26 protein-coding genes and 1 tRNA gene are annotated in these 23,807 nt (G+C 62.7%); 18 read left to right on the top strand and 9 right to left on the bottom strand.

Annotation, left to right across the window (positions count from 1 at the left end; translation table 11 throughout):
* The first annotated feature begins 96 nt into the window (after positions 1–96).
* Positions 97–558, top strand: a complete 462-nt coding sequence (locus tag NGM68_RS08400; RefSeq protein WP_252701195.1) for a MaoC/PaaZ C-terminal domain-containing protein — start codon at positions 97–99, stop codon at positions 556–558.
* A gap of 127 nt (positions 559–685) precedes the next feature.
* Positions 686–1,699, top strand: coding sequence for a DHH family phosphoesterase (locus NGM68_RS08395; RefSeq protein ID WP_252701194.1), 1,014 nt, complete (start codon positions 686–688; stop codon positions 1,697–1,699).
* 8 nt (positions 1,700–1,707) lie between these two features.
* Here NGM68_RS08395 and NGM68_RS08390 read toward each other — a convergent pair whose 3' ends face one another.
* On the bottom strand, positions 1,708–2,169 hold the full coding sequence (locus tag NGM68_RS08390) for an Hsp20/alpha crystallin family protein (RefSeq protein ID WP_252701193.1): 462 nt from the start codon (positions 2,167–2,169) through the stop codon (positions 1,708–1,710).
* Between the two features lie 225 nt (positions 2,170–2,394).
* Here NGM68_RS08390 and NGM68_RS08385 point away from each other — a divergent pair, with 225 nt between their 5' ends.
* The 5 genes from NGM68_RS08385 to NGM68_RS08365 all read left to right on the top strand — a co-directional run bounded on the left by NGM68_RS08385 (position 2,395) and on the right by NGM68_RS08365 (position 5,092).
* Entirely contained in the window at positions 2,395–3,072 is a 678-nt protein-coding gene (locus tag NGM68_RS08385; protein WP_252701192.1) for a type 1 glutamine amidotransferase domain-containing protein, read from the top strand.
* A 91-nt stretch (positions 3,073–3,163) separates the two neighbouring features.
* A complete protein-coding gene (locus NGM68_RS08380) occupies positions 3,164–3,976 on the top strand; it encodes a succinylglutamate desuccinylase/aspartoacylase family protein (protein ID WP_252701191.1) in 813 nt (270 codons plus the stop codon).
* Positions 3,973–4,263: a hypothetical protein gene (locus tag NGM68_RS08375; protein WP_252701190.1), complete on the top strand. Its 291-nt coding sequence runs from the start codon at positions 3,973–3,975 to the stop codon at positions 4,261–4,263. The genes NGM68_RS08380 and NGM68_RS08375 overlap by 4 nt, the downstream gene beginning before the upstream one ends.
* 51 nt (positions 4,264–4,314) lie before the next feature.
* A complete protein-coding gene (locus NGM68_RS08370) occupies positions 4,315–4,536 on the top strand; it encodes a DUF1918 domain-containing protein (protein ID WP_252701189.1) in 222 nt (73 codons plus the stop codon).
* A 94-nt stretch (positions 4,537–4,630) separates the two neighbouring features.
* Positions 4,631–5,092, top strand: coding sequence for an RNA-binding protein (locus tag NGM68_RS08365; protein WP_252701188.1), 462 nt, complete (start codon positions 4,631–4,633; stop codon positions 5,090–5,092).
* Between the two features lie 59 nt (positions 5,093–5,151).
* Here the strand turns inward: NGM68_RS08365 and NGM68_RS08360 are convergent, their stop codons facing one another.
* The 5 genes from NGM68_RS08360 to NGM68_RS08340 all read right to left on the bottom strand — a co-directional run bounded on the left by NGM68_RS08360 (position 5,152) and on the right by NGM68_RS08340 (position 9,207).
* A complete protein-coding gene (locus NGM68_RS08360) occupies positions 5,152–5,622 on the bottom strand; it encodes a universal stress protein (RefSeq protein WP_252701187.1) in 471 nt (156 codons plus the stop codon).
* A 136-nt stretch (positions 5,623–5,758) separates the two neighbouring features.
* Complete coding sequence (locus NGM68_RS08355) at positions 5,759–6,592, bottom strand: hypothetical protein (RefSeq protein ID WP_252701186.1); 834 nt, start codon at positions 6,590–6,592, stop codon at positions 5,759–5,761.
* Between the two features lie 241 nt (positions 6,593–6,833).
* A complete protein-coding gene (gene pyrI, locus NGM68_RS08350) occupies positions 6,834–7,301 on the bottom strand; it encodes an aspartate carbamoyltransferase regulatory subunit (protein WP_252701185.1) in 468 nt (155 codons plus the stop codon).
* Positions 7,298–8,215 carry an aspartate carbamoyltransferase gene (pyrB, locus tag NGM68_RS08345; RefSeq protein ID WP_252701400.1) on the bottom strand — a complete coding sequence of 306 codons (918 nt, stop codon included), beginning with the start codon at positions 8,213–8,215 and terminating at the stop codon, positions 7,298–7,300. The genes pyrI and pyrB overlap by 4 nt, the downstream gene beginning before the upstream one ends.
* Before the next feature lie 140 nt (positions 8,216–8,355).
* Positions 8,356–9,207, bottom strand: a complete 852-nt coding sequence (locus tag NGM68_RS08340) for an eIF2B alpha/beta/delta subunit family protein (RefSeq protein WP_252701184.1) — start codon at positions 9,205–9,207, stop codon at positions 8,356–8,358.
* Between the two features lie 129 nt (positions 9,208–9,336).
* Here NGM68_RS08340 and NGM68_RS08335 point away from each other — a divergent pair, with 129 nt between their 5' ends.
* From NGM68_RS08335 to NGM68_RS08320, 4 genes are all read left to right on the top strand, one after another.
* On the top strand, positions 9,337–9,666 hold the full coding sequence (locus NGM68_RS08335) for a DUF7969 family protein (RefSeq protein WP_252701183.1): 330 nt from the start codon (positions 9,337–9,339) through the stop codon (positions 9,664–9,666).
* 103 nt (positions 9,667–9,769) lie between these two features.
* On the top strand, positions 9,770–10,855 hold the full coding sequence (locus NGM68_RS08330) for an Mrp/NBP35 family ATP-binding protein (protein WP_252701182.1): 1,086 nt from the start codon (positions 9,770–9,772) through the stop codon (positions 10,853–10,855).
* A gap of 3 nt (positions 10,856–10,858) precedes the next feature.
* On the top strand, positions 10,859–11,074 hold the full coding sequence (locus tag NGM68_RS08325; protein WP_252701181.1) for a DUF7976 family protein: 216 nt from the start codon (positions 10,859–10,861) through the stop codon (positions 11,072–11,074).
* Positions 11,075–11,194: 120 nt separating this feature from the next.
* Entirely contained in the window at positions 11,195–11,827 is a 633-nt protein-coding gene (locus NGM68_RS08320) for a uracil-DNA glycosylase (RefSeq protein ID WP_252701180.1), read from the top strand.
* A 78-nt stretch (positions 11,828–11,905) separates the two neighbouring features.
* Here the strand turns inward: NGM68_RS08320 and NGM68_RS08315 are convergent, their stop codons facing one another.
* Positions 11,906–12,121, bottom strand: coding sequence for a hypothetical protein (locus NGM68_RS08315; protein ID WP_252701179.1), 216 nt, complete (start codon positions 12,119–12,121; stop codon positions 11,906–11,908).
* A gap of 125 nt (positions 12,122–12,246) precedes the next feature.
* On the opposite strand from NGM68_RS08315, the gene NGM68_RS08310 reads away from it, so the two are divergent.
* From NGM68_RS08310 to NGM68_RS08285, 6 genes are all read left to right on the top strand, one after another.
* Positions 12,247–12,960 carry a hypothetical protein gene (locus NGM68_RS08310; RefSeq protein WP_252701178.1) on the top strand — a complete coding sequence of 238 codons (714 nt, stop codon included), beginning with the start codon at positions 12,247–12,249 and terminating at the stop codon, positions 12,958–12,960.
* Positions 12,961–13,037: 77 nt separating this feature from the next.
* Positions 13,038–13,119: transfer RNA gene (locus tag NGM68_RS08305), tRNA-Ser, on the top strand.
* A gap of 327 nt (positions 13,120–13,446) precedes the next feature.
* On the top strand, positions 13,447–14,961 hold the full coding sequence (locus NGM68_RS08300; RefSeq protein WP_252701177.1) for an MATE family efflux transporter: 1,515 nt from the start codon (positions 13,447–13,449) through the stop codon (positions 14,959–14,961).
* A gap of 85 nt (positions 14,962–15,046) precedes the next feature.
* Positions 15,047–15,838, top strand: coding sequence for an enoyl-CoA hydratase/isomerase family protein (locus NGM68_RS08295; RefSeq protein ID WP_252701176.1), 792 nt, complete (start codon positions 15,047–15,049; stop codon positions 15,836–15,838).
* 84 nt (positions 15,839–15,922) lie between these two features.
* On the top strand, positions 15,923–16,891 hold the full coding sequence (locus NGM68_RS08290; protein ID WP_252701175.1) for a D-2-hydroxyacid dehydrogenase: 969 nt from the start codon (positions 15,923–15,925) through the stop codon (positions 16,889–16,891).
* A gap of 79 nt (positions 16,892–16,970) precedes the next feature.
* A complete protein-coding gene (locus NGM68_RS08285) occupies positions 16,971–17,678 on the top strand; it encodes an MBL fold metallo-hydrolase (protein ID WP_252701174.1) in 708 nt (235 codons plus the stop codon).
* A 55-nt stretch (positions 17,679–17,733) separates the two neighbouring features.
* On the opposite strand, the gene NGM68_RS08280 is transcribed toward NGM68_RS08285, so the two are convergent.
* Both NGM68_RS08280 and NGM68_RS08275 read right to left on the bottom strand, forming a co-directional pair.
* Positions 17,734–18,825, bottom strand: coding sequence for a DNA topoisomerase IV subunit A (locus NGM68_RS08280; RefSeq protein ID WP_252701173.1), 1,092 nt, complete (start codon positions 18,823–18,825; stop codon positions 17,734–17,736).
* A 210-nt stretch (positions 18,826–19,035) separates the two neighbouring features.
* The gene (locus NGM68_RS08275; protein WP_252701172.1) at positions 19,036–21,519 is read right to left on the bottom strand and encodes a DNA topoisomerase VI subunit B; all 2,484 of its coding nucleotides are present in this window, start codon (positions 21,517–21,519) and stop codon (positions 19,036–19,038) included.
* Positions 21,520–21,814: 295 nt separating this feature from the next.
* On the opposite strand from NGM68_RS08275, the gene gyrB reads away from it, so the two are divergent.
* Positions 21,815–23,743, top strand: coding sequence for a DNA topoisomerase (ATP-hydrolyzing) subunit B (gene gyrB / locus NGM68_RS08270; RefSeq protein ID WP_252701171.1), 1,929 nt, complete (start codon positions 21,815–21,817; stop codon positions 23,741–23,743).
* The last annotated feature ends 64 nt before the right edge of the window (positions 23,744–23,807 follow it).

Genomic DNA, 23,807 nt, shown 5'->3' with positions numbered 1-23,807 from the left:
GGCACGTTTTGGAGGCACGTCGCCCTGGTCGAGGCCAATTGGTACTCGAGGAACGAACCCTCACAATTAAAGGTGGTATCGCGTGAATCTGCGGGTATGCCCTACAGCTACGAACCCCATTACTTCGAGGACTTCGAGGAGGGCCAGCAGTTCGAGAGCGTCGGTCGAACCGTCACCGAGACCGACTTCGTCGTCCATTCGATGGTGTCGGGCGACTGGACGGAGCTACACACCAACCGCCACTACGCCGATGAGGAGTACTTCGGCGAGCGCGTCGCCCACGGGCCGATGACGTTCATCCTGGCGACCGGCTTCGTCTACCGCTGTGGCTTCCTCGAGCGCACCGTCCTCGCGTTCCTCGGGATGAACTACATGGACATCCCCGCACCGGTGAACATGGGCGACTCCATCTCCCTCGGCATGGAGGTCATCGAGACGAAGGAACTCTCGAGTCGGGAGGACTCCGGACTCGTGGTCATCGACACGACGATGACCAACCAGGACGATAAGGTCGTCTTCGAGGGCGACATGAAGTTCCTGATCAAGCGCCGAGGGTAGTCGACGCCCCTGACAACCCGCCGATATTCGGGTACAATTTCAATCCCCCGATGACTGTATTTGGTTTCGGTACTCACTGATTGAAGCCAGTCGCGACGTTCAAGCCTCTCGTCCTCGTAGTGACCGTATGTCTCGCGGCGCGGCGCTCGCCGGCGTACTCGACGACTGTGCATCGCTCGCGATCGTCTGTCACGACAATCCCGATCCGGATACGCTCGCGAGCGCACTCGCGCTGGAGTCCATCGCCCTCGAACGGGACGTGACCGACGTCGTCATCGTTTACGGTGGTGAAATCTCTCACCAGCAAAATCGAGCGTTCGTTACCCAGCTCGAACTCGACGTCGAACCGCTCGAGCACCTCGCGGACGATGACTACGAGTGCCTCGCGTTCGTCGATCACTCCCGGCACGGGGCCACCACGAGCCTCTCATCCGCGTACACACCGGATATCGTCGTCGATCACCACCCGGGCGACCCGGTCGACACGACGTTCGTCGACGTGCGAACTGACTACGGCGCAACGGCGACGATTTTCGTCGAGTATCTGCTCGACCTCGACATCGAGCCATCGACGCGACTGGCCTCGGCGTTGTTGTTTGCCCTCCATCGCGAGCGACTCGATTTCGTTCGTGACCCAACGCGACGTGAGTACGAAGCTGCGCTCGCGGTGTATCCCGAGGCCGACCTCGAGATTCTGGGTCAGCTGTACGGGAGCGCGTTCTCGCCGGCGACGATCGACGCGATCGGTCGGGCGATTACCTCGCGCAAGCGACGAGGATCGTCGGTGGTCGCGAGCGTCGGGCGAACCCCAGAGACGGATGCCTTGCCACAGGCGGCGGACTACCTGCTCAACATCGAAGGTGTCGACACCGTCCTCACCTACGGTGTGATCGGCGACCGGATTCGACTGAGTGGGCGATCGATCGACCCGCGAATCGACGTCGGCTCGATTCTCGAGAGCGCCTACGGCGACCTCGGCTCCGCCGGCGGCCATCACGACATGGCCGGTGGTCGAATCGACCTGGGGCTGTTCGTCGACGAAACGGATGACGACGATCTCCTCCAGTTCGTCGACCGGCGAGTCACCCGGCGGTTTTTCGAGGCGCTGAACCTCGATGCCGAATCCGAAACGGGGGTGTGACGGTCGCGTCAGTCGATATCGATGTGGGTTCGATCGTCCGTTGGCGTCGCCTTCTCGAGCGTGATCGTCAACACGCCGTTGTTCAACGTGGCATCGATGTCGTCGGGATCGATGGCAGCGGGAAGCGAGACGTGCCGATCGAACGCGCTCGCCTGGCGCTCTTGCTTGATGAGGTGACCGTCCTGCCCTGGCGACCGGGATCGCTCTCGAGAGCCGCTGATGTGGAGCGTTCGATCACCGAGGCGGATGTCGAGGTCGTCGCTGTCGTACCCGGGCACGTCCACGGTGACGACGAACGAATCGCCGTGGTCGGCGATGTCGATCATCGGCTCGCGATCCTGCATCGACCAGCCAAACCCGCCACGAGTATCGACGTCCTCGTTCCAGGCTCGATACGCGGTCTCGAGTTCCTGACGAAGGCGTCGGAGTGCGTCCTCGAGGGCGTCGAATGGGTTGGATCGTGGTGCCATGGCATCTGTCAACTATGCACTGGCCGTCGAAAAGCGCTGTTCAGGCCGGGGTGACGGTCGCGGTTCCTGACAGCCGAGGCTGTTGAATGGAACCCGAGCAGACCTGCGTACTCGGCAATGACCGATGCGGACGCTCGTTTCAGTCGAGGTTCGACTCACCATGCTAGCACCTACCTGCATTGTATAGGATGGAGTATTCCCCTGCCGGCGTGGTCGATACATCCAATGACGGACGCACTATTCGTCGTCAGCGAGTACGGTTACTGGGGAGAGGAGTGTATCGACCCGCTCGAGACCCTCGAGGACGCGGGCGTCGAGGTGACGATTGCGACGCCTTCCGGTGGCCCGCCGGAGATCGACCACCGATCGATCGACCCCGAACAGGTCGGCGAAGAGACGGCAGAACGCGTGAAAAAACGCCACCAGACCGACGAACGATTGAACGATCCGGTCGCAATCGCGGACGTCCACGCCGAGGATTTCGACGTCATCGTGTTCCCGGGCGGACACGGCACCGAGTGGGACGTCAATCAAGATCATCACGCTCGCGACGCGCTCAGAGCGATACTGGAGGGTGACGGAAAAGCACTCGTCGTCTGTCACGCCGTCGGCATTCTGGCGTTTGCCCGCGATAGTCAGGGCGCGTTCCTCGGCCACGACCGAATAGTCACCGGCTTCCCGAACGAGTGGGAAGCGGACATCGTCGACGATCACGACCTGCTTCCGGATGGCCGAAAGCTCCCGTACTGGGTCGAAGACGAGGTGGTGACTGCGGGCGCAAACTGGGACGCAGACCTCGAGGCCGACACGGACGTCGTCGTCGACGGCGACCTCATCACGGGGCGAGGGCCGGCGTCTTCCCGTGCCGCCGCCGAGACGTTGCTCGAGGAACTGGATCTGTAGGGGCTCGAGGCGACATCGCGGGATGTCCTTTCTTTGACAACGCCACCGACGATAGAAACCACCTTATGTGAGAACATAATCCATCCGGGTAATGAACCGACGGACGGTACTCGGTGCCGCCGGATCGCTCGCTGTCGGGACGATCACCGTCGCAACGGCCGTGGTCAGGTCACGCAGCGACGACGCGTTCGTCTCGGCTGCCCGCAACGGGCCTCCAGCAGACGATGTCGTTACGGAACAGCTCCTTCCGGACACGGTTCACGAGACCCCAATATATACGATCGAAGCACCGGCTGACGGAGCGACAGTGATGGTCTTCGGTGGCGTTCACGGCGACGAGTACAACGGTATTGAGGTCTCCCACGAGGTTACCGAGTGGCGACCAAACGCGGGGACGCTGGTCGTCGTCCCCGAAACGGATCGCGTGGCCGTCGAAAACGAGCGACGCGAGGGGGTCGATGGTGATCTAAACCGACACTTCCCGATCGACGAGGAACCGACGACCGAGCTCGCCCGCGGGATCTGGGATGCCGTCGAACGCTACGACCCAGATGTCGTACTCGACCTCCACCGGTCGCTCGGGATATTCGATCTCCACCAGCGCTACGTCGGCCAGGCTCTGTTCCATTCGGCTGACGCTCCCGCTAAGGAAATCGTCGCCTCGCTCAACGACGTCGTTCCCTGGTACATGCCTGCTCACCGGTTCGTCGCCGAACCGAGCACCCACCCGAGTCCACTCCTGTTCAAGAAGGCTGCTCACGAGTTAGGATCGACGGCGTATCTCTTCGAGACGACCAGCTTTATGCTCGACCAGGAGGCGAAAAACACATTTACGCGAGCGGCGACGGCTCGCGTCCTCGCCCGCCACGGCATGCTCGAGGTGTCGATGGAGGTGGAGCGATGACGCCCACGATCCGTCGAATACTTGCTGGCCCAGCGACGATCGTGACGTTCATTCTACTGGTCGTTCCGTTCGGTCTCGGCTGGCTCAAGACGGCCTTGTTCACGCCACTGGCACTCCCGGGGTATCTGATCTACGCGGTGGGGAGCGCCATCGGCAACGCCATCGCTCCGCGATTCGAACTCTGGGTGTACTGGGTTCCGTTTATCGCCGCCTGCTACGCCATTTCGGTCGCCGTTGGCGCGAGCTACGAGTGGGTGTGCGAGCAGCTATCGGAGTCCGACCAGTAACCGGGGGACGCGAATCACGCCCTTTTTACCCGATGGTGGGGAAAGACCGGTATGAGCTTCGACGAAGACGACCGCGTCGTGTTGCACGACAAACACAGCGAGTTCGACGGCGAGACCGGTACCATCACCCAGACGATGGAGTCGATGTTCGGTGACGTGACCTACACGATTAGCTTCGAGGACGGGCAGGAGTCCGGCGTCCCGGAGGACGCCCTCGAGGCGGCACCTGAGGACGACGCGGCTGAGGACGACGAAGACGAAGACGAAGACTGAGACGGCCACGTTCGGACTCGTACACCGAGCCTCGCACGCTCGCACACTCGCATACTCGAGTCCGATTCCAGCCTCGCAAACTCACTAACTGCCGATGCCACAGATACCGCTCCACTACGTCGACTTACGGACGTTTTGTTACGCCACGGAAGACGACAAACGGGTCGAACAGTCTCTCCGCCGCTTTCTGCCCGACGAGTTCGACATCGAACGCGTCGAAAGTGAAGGACACTACGGCGACCGCATTCTCATCCTGTCGGCACGGGTCGAGAACGCCGACGACGTCCGTCACGTGCTCGCCGAACTCACCAGCCTCGAGTCGTTCGATCGGTTGATCGACGAACTCGACCAGCGGGTGACCGAGAACTGCGAACTGTTCCTCAGGTTCGACAAACAGGCGGCCTTCGGCGGCGACGTCCGCCTCGGTGAGGGGATCACGTTCCGGGCGAAGGTCGAAGCCTACCCGGCCAAAAAGGCGTACGCAGTCGAGAACGCCGAGGAGGTACTCGAGGAGGTTGCTGCTGCGGCTGACGGGGACGAGCCGTCGGGCGCATAGGCACCCGAGTTGACACGCGTACCTCGACTGCTTCGATCTCGAGGGTGACGTGTTCGATGTTACTCCGTGCCCTCGGGTGTGTCGTCATCCCCATCGTTCTCCCGCTGTACCGTCAACACCGGCACGTCGGAGAGCCGAACGACCTTTTCGGTGACGCTGCCGATCAGGTAACGATCGAGGCCGGTTCGCCCGCGCGTTCCCATGACGATGAGGTCGATGTCCTGGTCGGTTGCGTACTCGAGGATCTCGCTGTGGGGGCTCCCTCGGCCCAGGTGAGTGACGATAGGGTCGACGCCGGCGCGAGCTGCCTCGGTGGCGACGTCCTCGAGCACCGAGTCGCCGACTGCCTCGAACTGATCGACGATCGGCCCCGTTTCGATGTCGCCAGCGAAGACGGCTTTGTCGATGACGTACAGGATGTGCAGCGCAGCGTCGTACCGCAGCGCGAGGTCGGCCGCGTGATCGAGTGCGCGAGTCGTCGTCTCGCTGCCGTCGGTGGGGAGGAGGATGCGGTCGTACATACCAGTCATGTGGGGTGTTCGGCGGCCATCGACTAATATCGTTGCCCGCCTTGCACGTTCGTTGGATTACTGCGAAGGGGAAATAGCAAGATCGGAATCGGAATCGGAAGCGAAATCGGAATCTCGAGCAAAATCAGGATCCAGATCAGGACGACGGTTCCCCGTGTGAGACCCCGTCGCGGGCATCGGCTCGCATCCGTCGCAACGCGGCTCTCGAGTTGCTCGCTTCGTACCCGAAAAAGACGTCCTTCCCGTAGGCGTTGGCGACCTCGGTCGCCTTACAGAGGTTCTCGACCTCGACGTTGACCGCGTACAGTTCGATACTGAACGGCGTCTCGAGTGCGCTCTCGAATCCCTTCGCGATCACCTCGAGCCAGTAGGTCGTCGTGTAGCCCATGTCGTACAGCGGGACGACGAACTCGTCGACGTATTCCTCGAGCGCCTCGAGGTCGAGGCCGGCGCGCTCGTAGAGGTGGCCGGGGTAGGGGTCGGGGTACAGCGTCAGGTAGACCCGCCCGGGGATGCGCTCGGTCGCCTCGGCGACGAACTCGGTGATGACGTTCGCCCGCCAGTCGAACCGATCCTCGAAGTCGCTGGCCTCGAACGCCTGAGTACAGCTCTCACAGTGACAGTACTCCGCTCTCGGGAAGCCGATGTCGTCGAGCCGCACGTCCTCGTTCGCCACGACGCAGTCGTCGATGATCTCGAGTAATCCTTCACGGTACTCGCTCCGGGTGGGGCAGATGTACGCCCAGTCGAAGTACTTCCGGTCGCGGGTGGCGGGACGACCCTCGTCGTCGACCGGCACGAGGGAGGGGTCGGCATCGGCAGCAGCGTTGTCGCCGAAACAGGAGACCATGTTCACCGCGTCGGCGAGCGGTTCGGCAGACCGACCGGTCACGTCCTTGACTTCGTAGAACGCGCGATCGAAGTCATCCCACGTGACTTCCTCGGGGTTTCGCGTAACGACGCCGTACATGGGCAGCGGTACGGCGTCGAGACGGTAAGCGGTTCTGATTGATCAGCGGAGGGTCGTTACTCGATCGGATCGTACTCGACGTCGACTTCGGAGGTGCTAAAGACGACCTTCCAGAGGACGACGACGGCGACCAGTACGAACAGGAATTTGATTGTGCGGGACATACCAACCGAATAGTCGCTCTCCGCTCACTTAGAGATTCGGGAAGTTCTCTCTATCGTGAAAACACGAACGTCGACGGTCACCTCGAGTCGATCAGTTCCGCGATCGACTCCCGGACGATCGTCTCACAGTAGGCACACCGCACGCCGTCGTCGAGAACGTCGAATCGGGAGGTAACGGGTTCGTCCCCGGTCGTGATGCAGGTCGCGTTCGGACACGTCAGGACGCCTTCAACCTCGGCCGGTCGCTCGACGCGGTGTTTGCTCGCCACCTCGTAGTCCCGGACGATGTTGATCGTCGCATCCGGCGCGATCAGCGAGAGGACGTCGACTTCCTCCTGGCTGAGTTCGCGGCCGCTGACTTTCACGATGTCCTTCCGGGCCAGGCGATCGGAGGGAACGTTCATGCCGACGGAAACCTCCTCGTCCTCGCTGCCGTCGATGCCGAGGATTGCCAGCACGTTCAGTGCCTGTCCGCCGCGAACGTGATCGATGACGGTGCCGTCTCTGATCTTGCTCACCCGTAGTTCGTGGTCGTCGCCGCTCATTGACGCTCACCTCCAAGAAACATATCGAGCAGTGCCATGCGAACCGGAACGCCGTTGTGCGCCTGTTCGAAGTAGGCCGCGTGATCGGTGTCGTCGATCGCCGGATCGATCTCGTCGACGCGTGGCAACGGGTGCATCACCGTGAGGTCGTCCTGGGCTCCCTCGAGCGTCTCGAGATCGATCTGGTACTCGCCCGCAATTTTCTGGTACTCGTTTTCGTCGGGGAACCGTTCGCGCTGAATCCGTGTGACGTACAGCACGTCCAGCGAGGCGAGGACGTCCTCGAGCGCGTCGTGTTCGCGAACGGAGGCACCCTCCTGGTGGAGGTCGTAGACGACCTCCCGGGGCAGTTGCAGGCTCTCGGGGCTAATGAAGTGCTGATGGACGTCGAACTTCGCCAGCGCGTAAGCGAGCGAGTGTACCGTTCGGCCGTACTTCAGGTCGCCCATGATGCCGACCGAGAGGTCGTCGAGGCCGGCGTTTTCCCGGATTGTGTACAGATCCAGCAGCGTCTGAGAGGGGTGGTGACCGGCGCCGTCCCCGGCGTTGATCAGCGGCACGTCGACGAACTCGCTGGCCATCGTCGCCGCTCCCTGTCTCGGATGTCGGACGACGAGGGCGTCGGCATAGCCCGCGATGACGCGAACCGTGTCGGCGAGCGTCTCCCCCTTTTTGACGCTCGAGGATTCGACCGAACCCATGTCGACGATATCGCCGCCGAGGCGTTTCATCGCCGTCTCGAAACTCATCTTCGTCCGTGTGCTCGGTTCGAAAAAGAGGAGTCCGAGAAGGCTTCCGGCGTACTTCTCCGCGACGGCGTCCGGGTCGGCGTCGATTTCGGCGGCCCGGTCGAGAACGGCCTCGATGTCCGCTCGCGTGAGGTGTTTGCTCGTGATGAGGTGATCGTGGCGCATCTCTCCGTTCGTGATGGCACGCGCCGGCCCCTTGAATCTCTCCATTCTGGCGCTTGCCGCCGTTCCCTGAATCGACGCGCAAACTAACTCGAGGATCGAACAGTCCGCTCGGGAGATTGGAGAAAACGTGTCGCAGCCGCTCAGAACGTCGTTCGGCCTTCGTCCGTGATCACGCTCTCGAGCAACTCGACCGGTGTCGCGTCGTAAGCGGGGTTCTCGATCGCGAAGCCGTCCGCGGGTTCGGCCATGACTTCAGCGGACGACCGGTACTCGTTTTCGAAAACGAACCCTTCGGTCACGATCTTTGCCGCGGAGCCGAGGACGGTAACGGGCACCTCGAGCCGTGACGCCGTCGACGCGATGGGGAACGTTCCGACGCGGTTGTACAACTGGTCGTCGACGATGCAGTCCATGCCGAGGAGCACCCGTGTACAGTCCCGAAGGTAGTGACCGTGAGCACTGTCGGTGATCAACGTCACGTCGATTCCCTCGAGCGGGGCGAGCCGACGGGCCGTCTTTCGGCCGATGTATCGCGGCCGGGCCTCCGTGACGTACACGTCGAAGTGCATTCCCCGTTCGCTCGCGAGTTCGAGTGACTCGATGACGGTCGAGGAGTAGTCGTGTGTCAGAATCGTCTCCCCGTCGGAGAGGTACTCCACGGCGTTCTCGGCCGCTCGCTGTTTACCTGATTCGACCCGGGCGACGACGTCCTCGATCGCCGTCTCCGTGAGCGTTTTCGCTTCATCGACGCTCGCCGGGTCGGCGTCTTCGACCTGGTGGACGACCTCCCGGACGGCGTTCTGGAGCGAGGCGTGAGAGGGGTTGGCCCGTCTGAGTACCGTCGCGTTCCGGTCGAGCGCACGGACGTATTCCTCGGCAGTCGCGAACTCCCGCTCGAGCAGGTCGGAGAGTGCCCGTGTCGCCTTGATAGCCACGACAGAGGAACTGTGTGTCTGCATCTCCTTGATCTCCTCGGCCGTCTCGTCAATCATACTCGAACGGACTCCCGTCAGTGCAAAAGGTGTTCCGGGTGGGCGGTTCCGTACTCGAGTACGCGTTACTTCTGCGTTCCATCCGTCCGGAACCACACACGTTTTGCCCGTCTCGGCTCTAAAACGGTTATGACCATCACCGTTCGATACACCTGCCCCCACTGCGACGCCGTCGTGAGTCTCGAGCGTCCGCCGGATCTCGCCGACCGGTCGGTGACGATGACGCGTCAGGCGGGGTGGAAGTACGCGAGGCAGGACGCCCCCTTCGCGGAGCGAGAAGCGGCCGACGGTATCGCGTTCGTCTGCGGGGAGAACGTCTCAGTGACCGACCGCGACGGGAACCCGACCGACGGCTGTGGCCGTCCGTTTTACCTCAATTTCGTTCGCTTCGAGCGCGGTGTCGAACTCGAGCCCGATCCGCCAACATACGGTGGCCCGCGATTCGATTTTCGATCCTGAGTCGGCTCGAGTGATCCGGACGCGTCTCGGTCAGCCAAGCCAGCGACGACTCCCGTGATACCCGAACACAACGCTTTTCGACCGCGGGAATCCAGTGGGAGACATGGACGAAGCCGCCGTTCGCGACCGCCTGCGAACCGTCGAGGATCCGGAACTGGGGGAAGACATCGTCTCGCTCGGGCTCGTGAACGAGATCACGATCGACGCCGATGGGGACGTCGCCATCGATCTCGCGCTCGGGGCGCCGTACTCGCCGACCGAGACGGGGATTGCCGGAGCCGTACGGGATGCCTTCGCCGAAGATGGGATCGACCCCGACCTCTCGGCGAGCATTCCCGGTCGGGACGACTCGAGCGAGGACGCAGTGCTCCCGAACGTCAAGAACGTCATCGCCGTCGCCTCCGGGAAGGGCGGCGTCGGGAAGTCGACCGTCGCGGTCAACCTCGCCGCGGGGCTCTCTCAGCGTGGCGCACGCGTCGGACTGTTCGACGCCGACATCTACGGCCCGAACGTCCCCCGGATGGTCGACGCCGACGAACCACCGATGGCGACCGAAGACGAGACGTTGATTCCGCCGGAGAAGTACGGCGTGAAGCTCATGAGCATGGCGTTCCTCCTCGGGGAGGACGACCCGGTGATCTGGCGCGGCCCGATGGTTCACAAGGTGATCACCCAACTGACCGAGGACGTCGAGTGGGGGCACCTGGATTACCTCGTGGTCGACCTCCCGCCGGGAACCGGCGACACCCAGTTGACCATGCTCCAGACCATGCCAGTGACGGGGTCGGTCATCGTCACGACCCCACAGGACGTCGCGCTCGACGACGCGCGGAAGGGGCTCCAGATGTTCGCCCGCCACGACACCGTCGTCCTGGGTATCGCCGAGAACATGGCCACGTTCGTCTGTCCGGACTGTGGTGGCGAACACGACATCTTCGGGGCCGGCGGTGGATCTGCGTTTGCGGACTCCCACGACCTGCCGTTCCTGGGGTCGATTCCACTCGATCCGCGAGTGAGAGAAGGCGGCGACGAGGGGCGACCGACGGTGCTCGACGACGAGAACGAGACCGGCGAGGCGTTCCGCGAGCTGACCGCGGCCGTCGCGAACAACACCGGCATCGTCCACCGTCGAGCGGTCTCCGAATCGGTGCAGGATCGAACGCCACCGTCCGACTCGAGTGCCCACTGATCCATGAGCGAGTTCGATCCTGACCCCGAACGGGTCGCCTTCCTTCGCGAGGTCGCTGACGACGTTCGCGGCGACTCGAGCGAGAGCAAACAACTTTCGAACATCCTCTACCGGACGAGCGACCTCTACGACGAGGCCGAGGACACCTCCCCCGAGGAGATCGTTCGAAACGTCAAGTTCATCCTCGAGGTCACCGAACGCGGCGGGTTGGGGCGGTAGCGTCCCAATTGCGGTTGCAGTGGATTTAGATGGTAGCATTCGGCAGGTCGATACCGCGAGACGGCCGTCCCGAACGACTCGAGGCGCGTCGTTTTTGTACTCGCCGACCCACGTGGGCGTGTGGACGCGAATCAACGCTCGAGGGCGAACCCGTTCGGCATGGACGAAGCGTGTACGAACTGTCCGGAACTCTGTGAACCCCGGACGCAGGTCGTTCACGGCTACGGCGACGTCGCCGCCGATTTCCTGTTCGTCGGTGAGCGTCCTTCGGCCGAGGCGGACGAGATGGGTATCCCGTTCGCCACCGAGGATGGGCGAGACGGACTGTACCGGATGCTCGAGCGTCTAGGCCTATCGAAAACTGACAGTGACCCCGCGTCACCCGAGGTCGTCAACGTCTATCTGACGACCCTCACCCGCTGTCGCGATCCCGAACGACCGCCAACGGACGAGGAGATCGATACCTGCGAACCCTACCTCAACGCAGAGATTCGGATGGTCAACCCCGAGATTCTCATCCCCGTCGGCGAGCGTGCACTCGAGGCGATCGCGACCGAGTACACGACCCGGCCAGCGTCCGACTTCGAAATAGAGGCCGCCCACGCGACGACCATTCGCGGCCGTGGCTTCGAACTCGTCCCGATGCTCGAGCCAGAGGAGCAAACCGACGAACAGACGCAGGCGTGGCTCGAACACTTCGTCGATCTGATGGCGTCCGATTATCGCCAGACGAAAGGACGACAGGGTCGGTAACGCCGATCGACGTTTTTCTTTCGGTAACGTTGACCGCTGTTTCACCCTCGGTAACGTTGACCGCCGTTTTTCCCTCGGTTACCAGTACGGGCTTCGAATCCACCGATCGGATTTTGCACCGAGAACGAACAGGACGAAGACGAACCCGAACGCCACGGCGAGCGTTCCGAGCGTCGGGAGCATGTACGTCGTCGTCGACTCGACGATGTAGGTGTCGATCACCCCCCACAGGCCCGCAACGACGAGCGCGGCGACCACGACGACCGTTCCCAGACCGGATACAAACCGATTCATACCCGACAGGACGGCCGCTCGAGGTATAATTGTACGTGTCTCGAAGCCGTTGCAGAGTGCTGTGAGCGCTAACCGGTTCGACGTTCGACGCGTTGAAGTCCCGTCCGGACGGAGCTTCGAGCGACATGATCGTCGTCGTGCCCGTCGACCCGCCACACGAAGCACTGGTTCCGGCCGACCTCCTCGAGCACCCCTCGGTGTCGGCTGCCGACGCCACGGCGCTGTACCGTGCGATGGTCGCTGACGTCGCGAGGGCCGTCGACTCGAGCGGCGGCGACCTCCTGATCAACTATCGAGACGAGGAGTCGCTTTCCGACGACGTCGCAGGTGCCATCGACGACCCCGAGGCGACCGTTCGCGGGATCGTCGCCGACGCTCTCGAGGGAACGGACGAGGTGCGGTTCGAACGCCAGGTCGGCTCGAGTTACACCGCTCGGATGGGCAACACCGTGACCCACCTGCTCGAACGCGAGGACGCCCAGAGTGTCGGGATTCTCGAGCCAACGGCAGCGCTCGTTGGACGGACGCAAATCGATGGAGTGGCAATGGCACTTCGGCGGAACGAGGTCGTCCTCGGCCCCTCTCATGGTGGTGGGATCTACCTGGCGGCGTTTTCCGAACCGATCGATTTCACTGACGCGTTCGCCGAGCCAGCAGTGTCGACACTGGCGATGAGGGCGGACGAAGCCGATCTGGGAATCGGGTTCGCGCCTCGAGTGCCGACGGTAGCGGAGGAACAAGGGCTGGCTGGAACCTGCGCGGAGATCGAAGCGCGACGGATCGCTGGACGAGCAATTCCGGTGGCGACGGCGTCCGTGATCGAAGATCGCGGGCTTTGAGATCGGTCGACTCACTTCACTCAGTGACTGCTCGAGACCGACAACGCTTTTTGAGTCCGTCGAAAAGGGTGACTCGAGGTGAGGTGGCAGAGCGGCCTAACGCGCCTGCCTTGAAAGCAGGTGGCGCAAGCCTCATGGGTTCAAATCCCATCCTCACCGTTATTGTCGCGAACAATCCCGTGAGCGATAGCGAGGTTCGTGGGATTTGAATCAGGGAGGTCGCGCATAGCGAGCGAAGCGAGCGAGCACGTCCGACCGTGGTTCAAATCCCATCCACCGTTTTCTCACGAAATAGACGACGAGCAACGCGAACAATCTCGCGAGGAACGGCACTGCCATCCGCACCGCATTTCCGACGAGCAATTGCGTGGAGAAATGCGTGGACAGTGAGCATGGAACCAGCTACCGCACCGCGATGGTGTTTCGAATCGAAATGGCTATCCGTGGGCTCGACATCCATTACGAAACGAAACAATCGAGCCCCGCATGCGTCACGCCCTCTTTACCCTGTTATTCGCCCTCCGTCGCCACAGCCTTACGATTCTCCGGAACCCCGTCCGTGCAGCCCTCTGGTACGTCGGCATGGCCCTCGCGAGGGCCGGCTACGTCGACCGCCACCGGGTCGATCGGACGACGGATCTCGCCTGGCCACGAATCGTCACCGGCATCGCCCGAATGTCGAAATCTGTGGCCGACCTGGCGATGGTCGGCGCCGTCCTTGGATCGAGCGCCGTCGCCGGGATCGGGCTGGCGACGCCGTTCGCGTTCCTCGCGGGTACCCTCGGTGGCGGTATCGCAGGTGGAACGATCGCACTGGTCTCCCAGCGCTTCGGTGCCGAGCGCTACGACGAACTGGATCTCGTCGTCAAACAGAGCGTCTGGGTGACGGTCGCGGTAACGCTCCCGCTGACGATCGTCTTCTTCCTGTACCCGGCGGAACTCATCGGGTTGGTCACCAACAATGCGGCGATGGCCGGCCACGCCACGACCTACCTGCAGGTGATGAGCGTCGGGACGATCTTCATCGGGATAAATCTCATCGGCAGCAGAACGCTCGTCGGGGCCGACGACGCCTACGCGGCGATGGTCGTCCGCGGAAGCGGTGCGATTGCGAACATCGTGCTGAATGCGATCTTCATCTTTGGCCTCGGCCTTGGCGTCACCGGTGCGGCGCTCGGCTCGGTGCTGGCGAACGTCTTCGTCACCGGCCTGTTCGTCTACGGCTTCCTGGGCGGTGTCGTCCCCTTCGTCGGCCGGTTCCCGGTCACTGTGTCCCTCAACGGGCCGTACGTCGATCGGGGACTAATCGAGGATCTCGTCCACATTTCGACGCCGATCGTGTTGACCAACCTGACCTGGTCGACGGCACAGTTCCCAATCCTCGCCATCATCACCGTCTTCGGCCCCGAAGTCGTCGCCGCGTACATCATCGCTCAGCGGGTTCGTGGCCTGATGGACACACCGAGCTGGGGTCTCAGTCTGGCTTCCTCGAGCCTCGTCGGCCAAGAACTCGGAAAGGGCGACGAGTTCGAGGCGAACGCCTACGGACGGGACATTCTCCGAACCACGATCGCGATCTACCTCGTGATCGCCGTCGTGGTCGGCATCTTCGCGGAACCGATCGCAGCGGTGTTCGTCGAACCGGGCGACTCGCTCTCGCTGACCACCGTGATGATCCAGGTTGCGGCGGCGAGCGTGATCTTCAACGGTCTCAACGGCGCTGCCTCCGGGCCGCTGACCGCCAGCGGCGATACGCGATGGCCGTTCTACGGACGGGTACTCGGACTCTACGGATTCACGCTCCCGATCGCTTACCTCGGGACGACGGCCCTCGAGATCCCCGGTCTCGTCACGATTCCGGCACTCGGGATCGCAGCCCTCTATGCGGCGTTAGTGGTCGAAACGCTCGTCCCTGCCGCGGTCACCTGCTATCGATTCTCTACTGGGCGGTGGAAGGTCGTCAGTCGGGCGTACCGGCCCGAGACGGTCGCCGCCGACTAATTTGGAGGCGGCTCCAAACGATTCTCACCGCCTCTGTCGAACCGAATCGATCGGTTTTTTCTCACCTACGAGCCTCGAGTCACGTATGTCTGGTACGGAGGAGACGATCCGGGTCGAACGGGACGACGCCATCGCACGAGTCGTCATGGATCGAGCCGAACGACACAACGCTATGGACGAAACGATGGCGACCACCCTCGCCGAAACGCTCGAGGCGGAAGCGGCCGACGACGACGTTCGCTGTATCGTCCTGACGGGCACTGGTGCCGTGTTCAACACTGGCGCCGACCTCTCGACGTTCGAGGGTGACCCGAGCGATAGCGAACGGCTCGAGGGCATCGCAACCCCGCTTCACGACGCCGTCTCGACGCTCGTGTCCGCACCGAAACCGGTTATTACGGGCATCAACGGCGTCGTTGCCGGCGGCGGACTAGGACTGTCGCTCGCCGGTGACGTCGTCCTGGCCGCCGAAGACGCCCGGTTCGAGTACGCCTATCCGAAGATCGGTCTCTCCGGCGACGGTGGCGCGACGTGGCTGCTCCCACGCCTCGTCGGGCGTCGAACGGCCCAACGAATCGCGTTTCTCGACGAGCCGATCGACGCCGAGGCAGCCGTCGAAATGGGACTCGCTACCGAATCCGTGTCGGCCGACTCGTTCGACGAGCGCCTCGAGCGCCTCGCGGCCGACTTAGCCAGCGGGCCGACGAAGGCGTATGCCGAGATCAAGGAACTGTTCGCCACGTCCTCGACGAGAAGATTGGACGAACACCTCGAGGAGGAACAGTCGCGAATCGTCTCGTTGGCGGACACCGACGACTACGCCGCCGGCTTGCGCGGATTCCTCGAGAAGGAGCCGCCGACGTTCCACGGCGAGTGACCGATTTGGGCTCACTCGTTACCACCTGGAAACGCGACTACCGGATGCCACACGTTCAAGGGGAATCCCTCCGAGATAGACGATATGACTCCGGATCCGTCGATCCTCGTGCTTCGGCGCGGAACCCACGGAACACCGATCGAACAGTACGCACAGGCGCTTCGCTCCCGATTGCCGTCGGTGGACGTCCACGTCGCTGAGACGCCAGCCGACGAACGCGAATTGATCCAGAAGGCACCCATCGTCACCGGGATGTCGATCGACGAATCGCTCCTCGAGCACGCCGACGACCTCCGATGGTTCGCCTGCGCGTACGCCGGAACCGGCCACCTCCCGCTCGAGGCGCTGGCCGAGCGCAACGTGTCGGTGACCAACGCCTCGGGCGTCCACGGTCCGAACATCAGCGAACACGTCCTGGGGGCGATCCTCTCGTTCACGCGGCGATTCCACGTCGGTGCGCGACGGCAGCGCCGCCGCGAGTGGCGTCACTACCAGGCGCACGAATTACAGGGCTCGACGGTTACGGTCGTCGGGCTTGGCGCCATCGGGCAGGCTGTGTGTGAGCGACTCGAGCCCTTCGGCGTCGAGACGCTGGGCGTTCGATACTCTCCCGAAAAGGACGGCCCTGTCGACGAGGTGTTCGGCTTCGATGCGGACAGCCTCCACGAGGCGCTCTCCCGAACCGACTACCTCGTCCTTGCCTGTCCGCTCACCGAGGAAACTCGAGGCCTCATCGACGAAGCCGCGTTCAACACGCTGGCGCCCCAGACGGTACTGATCAACGTCGCTCGGGGTCCGGTCGTCGACACCGACGCCCTCGTCGGCGCGCTACGCCGGAACGGGATCCGGGGTGCCTCCCTCGACGTCACCGACCCGGAACCGCTCCCCGAGGATCACCCGCTGTGGACGTTCGAGAACGTCCAGATCACCCCGCACAACTCGGGGCACACGCCGAAGTACTACGAGCGACTGGCCGATATCGTGGCCGGGAACGTCGAGCGGGTTCTCGAGACCGACAGGTACGACGACCTCGAGAATCAGGTGCTCCCCTGACGGCTGTGCGTCCACGGCTCAATAAGTCAGGCGTGCCGACAGCCCAACCCTTTTCGACCCGCTGGCCGAACGGACGAACATGACCGTTACGTTCGACGCCGTTCGAATCGACTGGCTCGGCTACGCGACCGTCCGCCTCGAGGGCGAAACCGGGGCCGTCGTCTACATGGATCCCGGTCGCTACGGCGTGCTCGACGACTACGAGGCACAGGACAGCGACCTGGTGCTCGTGACCCACGGCGACCACTACGACCCCCAGGGGATCCGACGGGTGGCTCACGAGGATGCGATCGTGGTCGTCCACGAGGCCGTCGACGCCGACGCTATCGACCGGGTCGACGAACAGCCCGAAGCCCTCCCCTACGAGGTCGAACGCGTCCGCGCCGACGAGTCGTTCGTCCTCGGCCCGCTCGATCTCTTTACGACGCCGGCGTACAACGAACCCGGTGGACCGTACACCCGCGACGACGGCACACCGTACCACCCCGAGGGCGAGGGGTGTGGCTTCGGCGTCACCATCGACGGCGTCTGTGCGTTCTGGCCGGGCGACAGCGACGTGCTCCCGATCCACGGGCAACTCGATATCGACGTGTTACTGCCCCCGATTGGCGGCAGTTTCACCATGGATCGCCACGACGTCGCCACCCTCGCGGAAACGATGCGTCCGGACGCGGTGGTGCCCATCCACTACAACACGTTCGATGCCCTCGAGACCGACGAAGACGCGTTCGTTCTCGACGTCGCCAAACGCGGGGTGCCGGTGGCCCTCGAGACGCCGTCGCAGTAGCTCAGGACTCGAGTACGGAGAGGATCGAAACGGGTTCTCGTGATCGATTCCAGCGTCAGAAGACGCCCATATCCTCGAGTCGCTCGGGGAGGTAGGTGTCGGTCACGAAGTCGAGGCCGCGGGCGGCGAGTGCCTGCTGCTCCGCCTTCTTTTCGATCTCGAGCTGGAGTTCGATCTGTTCTTCCCAGTAGTCCGTCTGGAATCGTGGGTCGGTGAGTTCGTTCTCCAGGGCGTTGATGTCCGAGTCGGTGAGCGGATCGGTCGGTAGATCGTACTCGACGATGTCCGCCGGCTGGATCCCGATGAACTGCGCGGCCGGGGTCGCGAGGTACTCCGAGAGGTGAGCGGACTTGATCGACCCGTAGGCGACCGAGCCGAAGATGCGGTACGACCACGGGTCAGCGTCAGTAAAGACCGTCACCGGTAACTCGAGTTCGTCGTGGAGGCGTTTGGTGATTCGCCGGGTCGCTCGAGCGGGCTGCCCCTTGAGGTGGACGACGAGGGCACCGTACTCCTCGTCGAAGCCGTTTTCGACCAACCGGTCGCGCATCCCACCGGTCTCCACGCAGAGGATGAACTCCGCATCGGAGTCCAGAAACTCGATCGTGTCCGGATTGTTCGGAATCTGGTAACCGCCCTCACCGACGTCCTCCTGACAGTGGATCTCGCGGTCGCCTCGACGCGTCTGCTCGCGCAGGTGAAGCGGCCCCATTATCGTCGCGCCCGATTCTTCGGGGCGCATGTGGAAATCCTCGCGGGTGACCTCGCTCACGATTTCGAGATCCTCGATGAGCTGATTGGACTCGTCCTGGTCGTTGAAGTGAGCCTCTTTGTTGTCCCAGCTTTCGGAGAGGTAGTACAACTCACGCAGGGTCGACGACCGATCCTGCTCGAGCTGTTGTGCGAGGAACTCGATCGTGTAGACGGCTTTCAGTAGTTTCCGGGCGCCGCGAACCGAGTTGGCGGTTCGGCTGGTGGTTCGATCGCCGTACACCCAGACGTTCGCTTCCTCGTCGAGTTCGATGTTGCTCTTCGTCCGCGTCGGCAGCTCCATGTGGGGGATCTCTCCCAGTTCGAACTGGTCGTAAAACTGCGCGGCGAGCTCGATGAGCTGTTCTCTGGCCTGTGAATTCGTATCTGTACTCATGCAACCACCGTCATTTCGCTGCGTTCATTCCGAGGTTGCACTCGTCCACTCCCAATCGCTCGTGGACTCATACAACCACCGTCATTTCATTGCGTTCATTCCGAGCCTGCACTCGTCCACTCCTAGTCGGTCGTGGACTCATACAACCACCGAAACGTCGAACCCGACGTTTCGAGATCTCACTCGCACACTCGTTGACCACTCGTGTGCTCATGAGACCACCGTCAATTTCTCGTCGTCCACACCGTTCACGTCGACGTCGAACGTCGCGTCGGTCGACACCGTGTACTCGAGGGTGGCCTCGTCGCCACCGGCCACGTCGGCCTCCCAGGAGATGAACCACTCGCCGTCCATCTCGACCACCGAGGCACCGTCGGAGAGCCCCGTCGGTTCGTCCGTGACGATGTCCGTCACCTCCAGTGTCTCGCCGGTGCTCGAGTGGTTTTCCACGGCGAGCGTCACAGTTGTCTGATCGCCGTTCTCCTCGACCCGGCGCTCGACGAGGACGTTGTTCATGATCCGGGCGATCGCATCGTCGATGTCCGGTTGGTTCCGACCGGTTACCTCTGCGACTTTCTCGGCCATCTCGGGGAGAATCTTCCCGAGGACGTTCTGTTTCTTGCGGCGCTTTTGCATCGAGCGGCGCTTGTTGAGATAGCGTTTGAGTTCGCGGGCGGCTTCACGGATAGCGAGTTCGATCTCGTCTTCGATCTCGGGAACGTTCGCGACGGCGTCCTTCGACTCGCTCGTGAAGGGAACGTTGGTCGAAGCGACGTGGATCATGAGGACGGCGGGGCCGTTCGGGAGGCCGGAGCCACCGGGTTGCTCCAGGCCGTAGTTTCGCCAGCCGATGCTCTTGACGACGTCGGTCGTCGCACAGGCACCGCGCTGGTAGACGAGCGGGACCCGGTTTGCGAACCGGAGGACGTCGATCGTCCCCTCGGCCTGGAGGTCGCCGCCGTAGGCGATACCGGCCTCGACGATGAACGGATCCCCACCGGAGACCCCCGCATCGCGGGTTGCAGCTGCGTAGAAGTCTGCATCGAACTCTTTTTTCAGACCCGCTTCGACCAGGTCGGACGTAATCGGCGAGAGACACCGCGTCGGGGGCGCCATAATGTTCGTCGCGCGCATCCCCTCGACGAGGTCGCTCGTCGCGTCGCGAGAACCAGCGAGTTCGCGCACGAGCGGCGGATCGTCCGGAACCGTCACCATGACGTTCCAGATCGCATCCGTGACGTTTTCGCGGGCGGTGTCACCGAAGACCACCTCGTCGTACTCTTCGGTCAGATCCGCGGCTCGGTCGACGTACGACCGGAGGTCGTTGAGGGTGAGCCGGTGGCGCTGATCCTCGTGATCTTCGAACGTCCCGGCCAGTCGAACGGCGAACGCATGGACGACCTCGTCGTCCTTCCGGGTACTCGTCGCGTCGTCGCACAGCGCGTAGAGATCGGCGACGATTCGGGAGACGTTCTCCTGAACTGCTACGTCGTTCTCGTCTGCCAGAACGGCCTGTTCGCTATCGGGGACGTCGGCAGCCTCCTGATGACCGATGATCGACTGCCAGGCGGCCTCGAGGGCCTTCTCCCGAACCGTCGATCCGAACGTGGTACCGTACTCATCACCGACGTTGTCGGCCACGTTCTCGACGATCGTGGACAGCTGGTGGTGGGCGATGCGGTTCCGGTTCGAGACGGTGTCAGCGATTCCCTCGGCGAAGTCTGTCGTCGCCTTCGCTCCCTTGTTCGCGGTGGAGTTCTCGACGGCAGTCGCAACGTCTGCTGCCTCGTGGGACTCCGGCGGCGTCCAGGCCATCTCGCGGCCGTAGTGACGGTCGCGGAACTCGTCGATGATCGTGTTGGCGGTTTTCTTTCCGACGCGCGTGAACTCCTCCTGGAGGAATCCGGAGACGGAGTGCGAATCCGTCGCCGCGAGCATCTTGATCACCGTCCCCAGTTCGACCCCGTGGGGGTGTGGGCGGATCTCTTCGGTCTCCTCGGGAAGCTGGTCGGTCGCCCGCTCGAACTTGAAGTGGGCGTTCGGTTCGCGCAGCTCGAGGCGGGCGTGGGGGTTCACGACTGCGGTGTGTTTGATGTAGTCGTGAAGCTGCCCGCGGGCGCGCATGTTCGCCTCCATCTCGAGTTCGATCCGGGTACCGTGGGGGCGATCCCAGGTCGTCGTCTCCGCGACACTGATCTCGGGTTCGTTCTCGTCGGTGTCGACGATGAGTTCGAAGTATTGCGCGTCCGCAGACCCCTGGGTTCGGCTGGTAATCTTGGCGGGTTTCCCGCTGGTCAACTGGGAGTACAGGACCGCCGCGGAGATCCCGATTCCCTGCTGGCCGCGAGCCTGTTCGCGCGCGTGGAATCGAGACCCGTACAGCAGTTTTCCGAATACTTTCGGCAGCGATTCCTTCGTGATCCCCGGCCCGTTGTCCTCGACGATCAGACGATAGTAGTCGTCGGCTTCCTGAATTTCGACGTATATATCGGGCAGAATACCGGCCTCTTCAGCGGCGTCGAGGGCGTTGTCGACGGCCTCTTTGACGGCCGTGACGAGCCCGCGAGCACCGCTGTCGAAGCCCAGCATGTGCTTGTTCTTCTCGAAGAACTCGGCAATGGAGATCGCTCGCTGATTATCAGCGAGTTCTTCGGCGATCCCCTCCTCGCCGAGTGTCGACTGTAGCGACGTCATCGTCGTCTCATTGTTCCGGGGAGGGTAAAAGGTGTGTGCTACCGAAGTGAAAGTAGTGGACGCATCGTGTGGCGTGATATCGCTAACCACTATAGTTGGTAGTGAGGCACCCAGATTCGGGCAACAGCAACGCTCTCGAGGCACAGCCATGCCCGTCAGGTGCCGTTAGATCCTGTCACGTTTCTGCATTGATCTCGTTTCACGTTTCTGGGTTGTCACAAATCCGAGAATCGCGCGCTCGCGCGCGTACGTGACTTTTATTACCCCCCGTACACTACCCGCAATCAGGTTTTGTATGTCCCAGGATAGCGAGTACGGTGCCGGACAAATCCAGGTCTTAGAAGGGCTGGAAGCGGTACAAAAGCGGCCGGCAATGTACATCGGTTCGACGGATACGCGAGGGCTCCACCATCTCGTCTACGAGGTCGTGGACAACTCCATCGACGAAGCGTTGGCTGGCCACTGTGACGATATCACCGTCACCATCCACGAAGATGGGGCGGTGTCCGTCGCAGACGACGGGCGCGGCATCCCCGTCGACACCCACGAAGAGTACGATCGACCCGCTCTCGAGGTCATTCTGACCGTCCTCCACGCCGGCGGGAAGTTCGACAACAAGTCGTACCAGGTCTCAGGTGGCCTTCACGGTGTGGGCGTCTCGGTCGTCAACGCCCTCTCCTCTCGCTTCGAGGTTACGGTCAAACGTGACGGCGGCGTCTTCGAACACGCCTTCGAGAACGGCGAACCCCAGGGCGACATGGAACGGGTTCGCGACCTCGCGGACGAGGAGACGGGTACCCAGATCACCTTCTGGCCGGATACCGAAATCTTCGAGACGACCGAGTTCTCCTTCTCGACGCTCTCGAATCGCCTGCGCGAACTCGCGTTCCTCAACTCCGGCGTTCGAATTACGCTCCGTGACGAGCGCGAAACGGACGACGAGGGGCAGCCAGTCGAAGACACCTACGTCTACGAGGGTGGCATTCGCGAGTTCGTCGAGTACATCAACGAGACGCGCTCGGCGCTGCACGACGACGTGATCTACTTCGAAGACGACGACCAGAACATCCAGGTCGAAGTCGCCATGCAGGCGACCGAAGAGCTCCAGGGATCGATCCACGCCTTCGCGAACAACATCAACACGCGTGAGGGGGGAACTCACCTGACCGGGTTCAAGACCGCCCTGACCCGCGTCGTCAACGACTACGGTAGCGAGAACGGTCTGCTCTCGGATCTCGAGGAGAACCTTCGCGGAGACGACATTCGGGAGGGGCTGACCGCGGTCATCTCGATCAAACACCCTGACCCGCAGTTCGAGGGGCAGACGAAGACGAAACTCGGCAACAGCGAAGTTCGCGGCATCGTCGAGAGCGCGATGCACGAGGGCCTGAGCACCTACTTCGAGGAACACCCGGACTCGGCACAGGCCATCATCATGAAAGCCGTCGAGGCGGCGAAAGCTCGCAAGGCGGCGAAGAAGGCCGAAGAACTGACCCGCCGGAAGTCCGCCCTCGAGTCCACCTCGCTACCGGGGAAACTCGCGGACTGTCAGACGCGCGATCCCGAGGAGGCCGAACTGTTCATCGCGGAGGGTGACTCCGCAGGCGGCAGCGCGAAACAGGCCCGAAACCCCGAGTTCCAGGCCGTCCTCCCCATCAAGGGGAAGATCCTGAACGTCGAGAAACACCGGCTCGATCGAATCCTCGAGAACGAGGAGATCCGGAACATGATCACCGCCATCGGTGCGGGGATCGGCGACGAGTTCGACATCGACGACGTCCGCTACAAGAAGATAATCATGGCGACTGACGCCGACGTCGACGGTGCCCACATCCGCACCCTCATGCTGACGTTCTTCTACCGGCACATGCGCCCGCTGCTCGAAGGCGGCTACGTCTACGCCACACAACCGCCGTTGTACCGGATTCGGTACCGCGGGGAAACCTACGACGCGATGACCGACGCCGAGCGAGACGAGATCGTCGCCGAAAAATGCGACGGTAACCCGACCCAGGTACAGCGATTCAAGGGGCTCGGCGAGATGAACCCGAAACAGCTCTGGAGTACGACCATGAACCCCGAGAACCGCATTCTCAAGCAAATCACGGTCGAGGACGCCGCAGCGGCCGACCGGATGTTCTCGGTGCTCATGGGCGACGCAGTCGAACCGCGAAAGCAATTCATCAAAGATCACGCTCCCGAAGCCGAGTGGATCGACATTTGATCTCGAGAACGATTATGTACACAGTGACACAGCAATCGACGATGACGACGCACCGACGACGTGA

Origin of the sequence: Natronosalvus vescus, assembly GCF_023973145.1 — an archaeon.
Lineage (GTDB): Archaea > Halobacteriota > Halobacteria > Halobacteriales > Natrialbaceae > Natronosalvus > Natronosalvus vescus.
Note: the sequence above shows the minus strand (reverse complement) of the source record. Positions and strands in the feature narration are given on the sequence as shown.

Bases quoted from the DNA above. Each gene is read 5' to 3' on its own strand.
- NGM68_RS08400 (WP_252701195.1), top strand. From the start codon at position 97: ATGCCCTACAGCTACGAACCCCATTACTTCGAGGACTTCGAGGAGGGC.
- NGM68_RS08395 (WP_252701194.1), top strand. From the start codon at position 686: ATGTCTCGCGGCGCGGCGCTCGCCGGCGTACTCGACGACTGTGCATCG.
- NGM68_RS08390 (WP_252701193.1), bottom strand. From the start codon at position 2,169: ATGGCACCACGATCCAACCCATTCGACGCCCTCGAGGACGCACTCCGA.
- NGM68_RS08385 (WP_252701192.1), top strand. From the start codon at position 2,395: ATGACGGACGCACTATTCGTCGTCAGCGAGTACGGTTACTGGGGAGAG.
- NGM68_RS08380 (WP_252701191.1), top strand. From the start codon at position 3,164: ATGAACCGACGGACGGTACTCGGTGCCGCCGGATCGCTCGCTGTCGGG.
- NGM68_RS08375 (WP_252701190.1), top strand. From the start codon at position 3,973: ATGACGCCCACGATCCGTCGAATACTTGCTGGCCCAGCGACGATCGTG.
- NGM68_RS08370 (WP_252701189.1), top strand. From the start codon at position 4,315: ATGAGCTTCGACGAAGACGACCGCGTCGTGTTGCACGACAAACACAGC.
- NGM68_RS08365 (WP_252701188.1), top strand. From the start codon at position 4,631: ATGCCACAGATACCGCTCCACTACGTCGACTTACGGACGTTTTGTTAC.
- NGM68_RS08360 (WP_252701187.1), bottom strand. From the start codon at position 5,622: ATGACTGGTATGTACGACCGCATCCTCCTCCCCACCGACGGCAGCGAG.
- NGM68_RS08355 (WP_252701186.1), bottom strand. From the start codon at position 6,592: ATGTACGGCGTCGTTACGCGAAACCCCGAGGAAGTCACGTGGGATGAC.
- pyrI (WP_252701185.1), bottom strand. From the start codon at position 7,301: ATGAGCGGCGACGACCACGAACTACGGGTGAGCAAGATCAGAGACGGC.
- pyrB (WP_252701400.1), bottom strand. From the start codon at position 8,215: ATGCGCCACGATCACCTCATCACGAGCAAACACCTCACGCGAGCGGAC.
- NGM68_RS08340 (WP_252701184.1), bottom strand. From the start codon at position 9,207: ATGATTGACGAGACGGCCGAGGAGATCAAGGAGATGCAGACACACAGT.
- NGM68_RS08335 (WP_252701183.1), top strand. From the start codon at position 9,337: ATGACCATCACCGTTCGATACACCTGCCCCCACTGCGACGCCGTCGTG.
- NGM68_RS08330 (WP_252701182.1), top strand. From the start codon at position 9,770: ATGGACGAAGCCGCCGTTCGCGACCGCCTGCGAACCGTCGAGGATCCG.
- NGM68_RS08325 (WP_252701181.1), top strand. From the start codon at position 10,859: ATGAGCGAGTTCGATCCTGACCCCGAACGGGTCGCCTTCCTTCGCGAG.
- NGM68_RS08315 (WP_252701179.1), bottom strand. From the start codon at position 12,121: ATGAATCGGTTTGTATCCGGTCTGGGAACGGTCGTCGTGGTCGCCGCG.
- NGM68_RS08310 (WP_252701178.1), top strand. From the start codon at position 12,247: ATGATCGTCGTCGTGCCCGTCGACCCGCCACACGAAGCACTGGTTCCG.
- NGM68_RS08300 (WP_252701177.1), top strand. From the start codon at position 13,447: ATGCGTCACGCCCTCTTTACCCTGTTATTCGCCCTCCGTCGCCACAGC.
- NGM68_RS08295 (WP_252701176.1), top strand. From the start codon at position 15,047: ATGTCTGGTACGGAGGAGACGATCCGGGTCGAACGGGACGACGCCATC.
- NGM68_RS08290 (WP_252701175.1), top strand. From the start codon at position 15,923: ATGACTCCGGATCCGTCGATCCTCGTGCTTCGGCGCGGAACCCACGGA.
- NGM68_RS08285 (WP_252701174.1), top strand. From the start codon at position 16,971: ATGACCGTTACGTTCGACGCCGTTCGAATCGACTGGCTCGGCTACGCG.
- NGM68_RS08280 (WP_252701173.1), bottom strand. From the start codon at position 18,825: ATGAGTACAGATACGAATTCACAGGCCAGAGAACAGCTCATCGAGCTC.
- NGM68_RS08275 (WP_252701172.1), bottom strand. From the start codon at position 21,519: ATGACGTCGCTACAGTCGACACTCGGCGAGGAGGGGATCGCCGAAGAA.
- gyrB (WP_252701171.1), top strand. From the start codon at position 21,815: ATGTCCCAGGATAGCGAGTACGGTGCCGGACAAATCCAGGTCTTAGAA.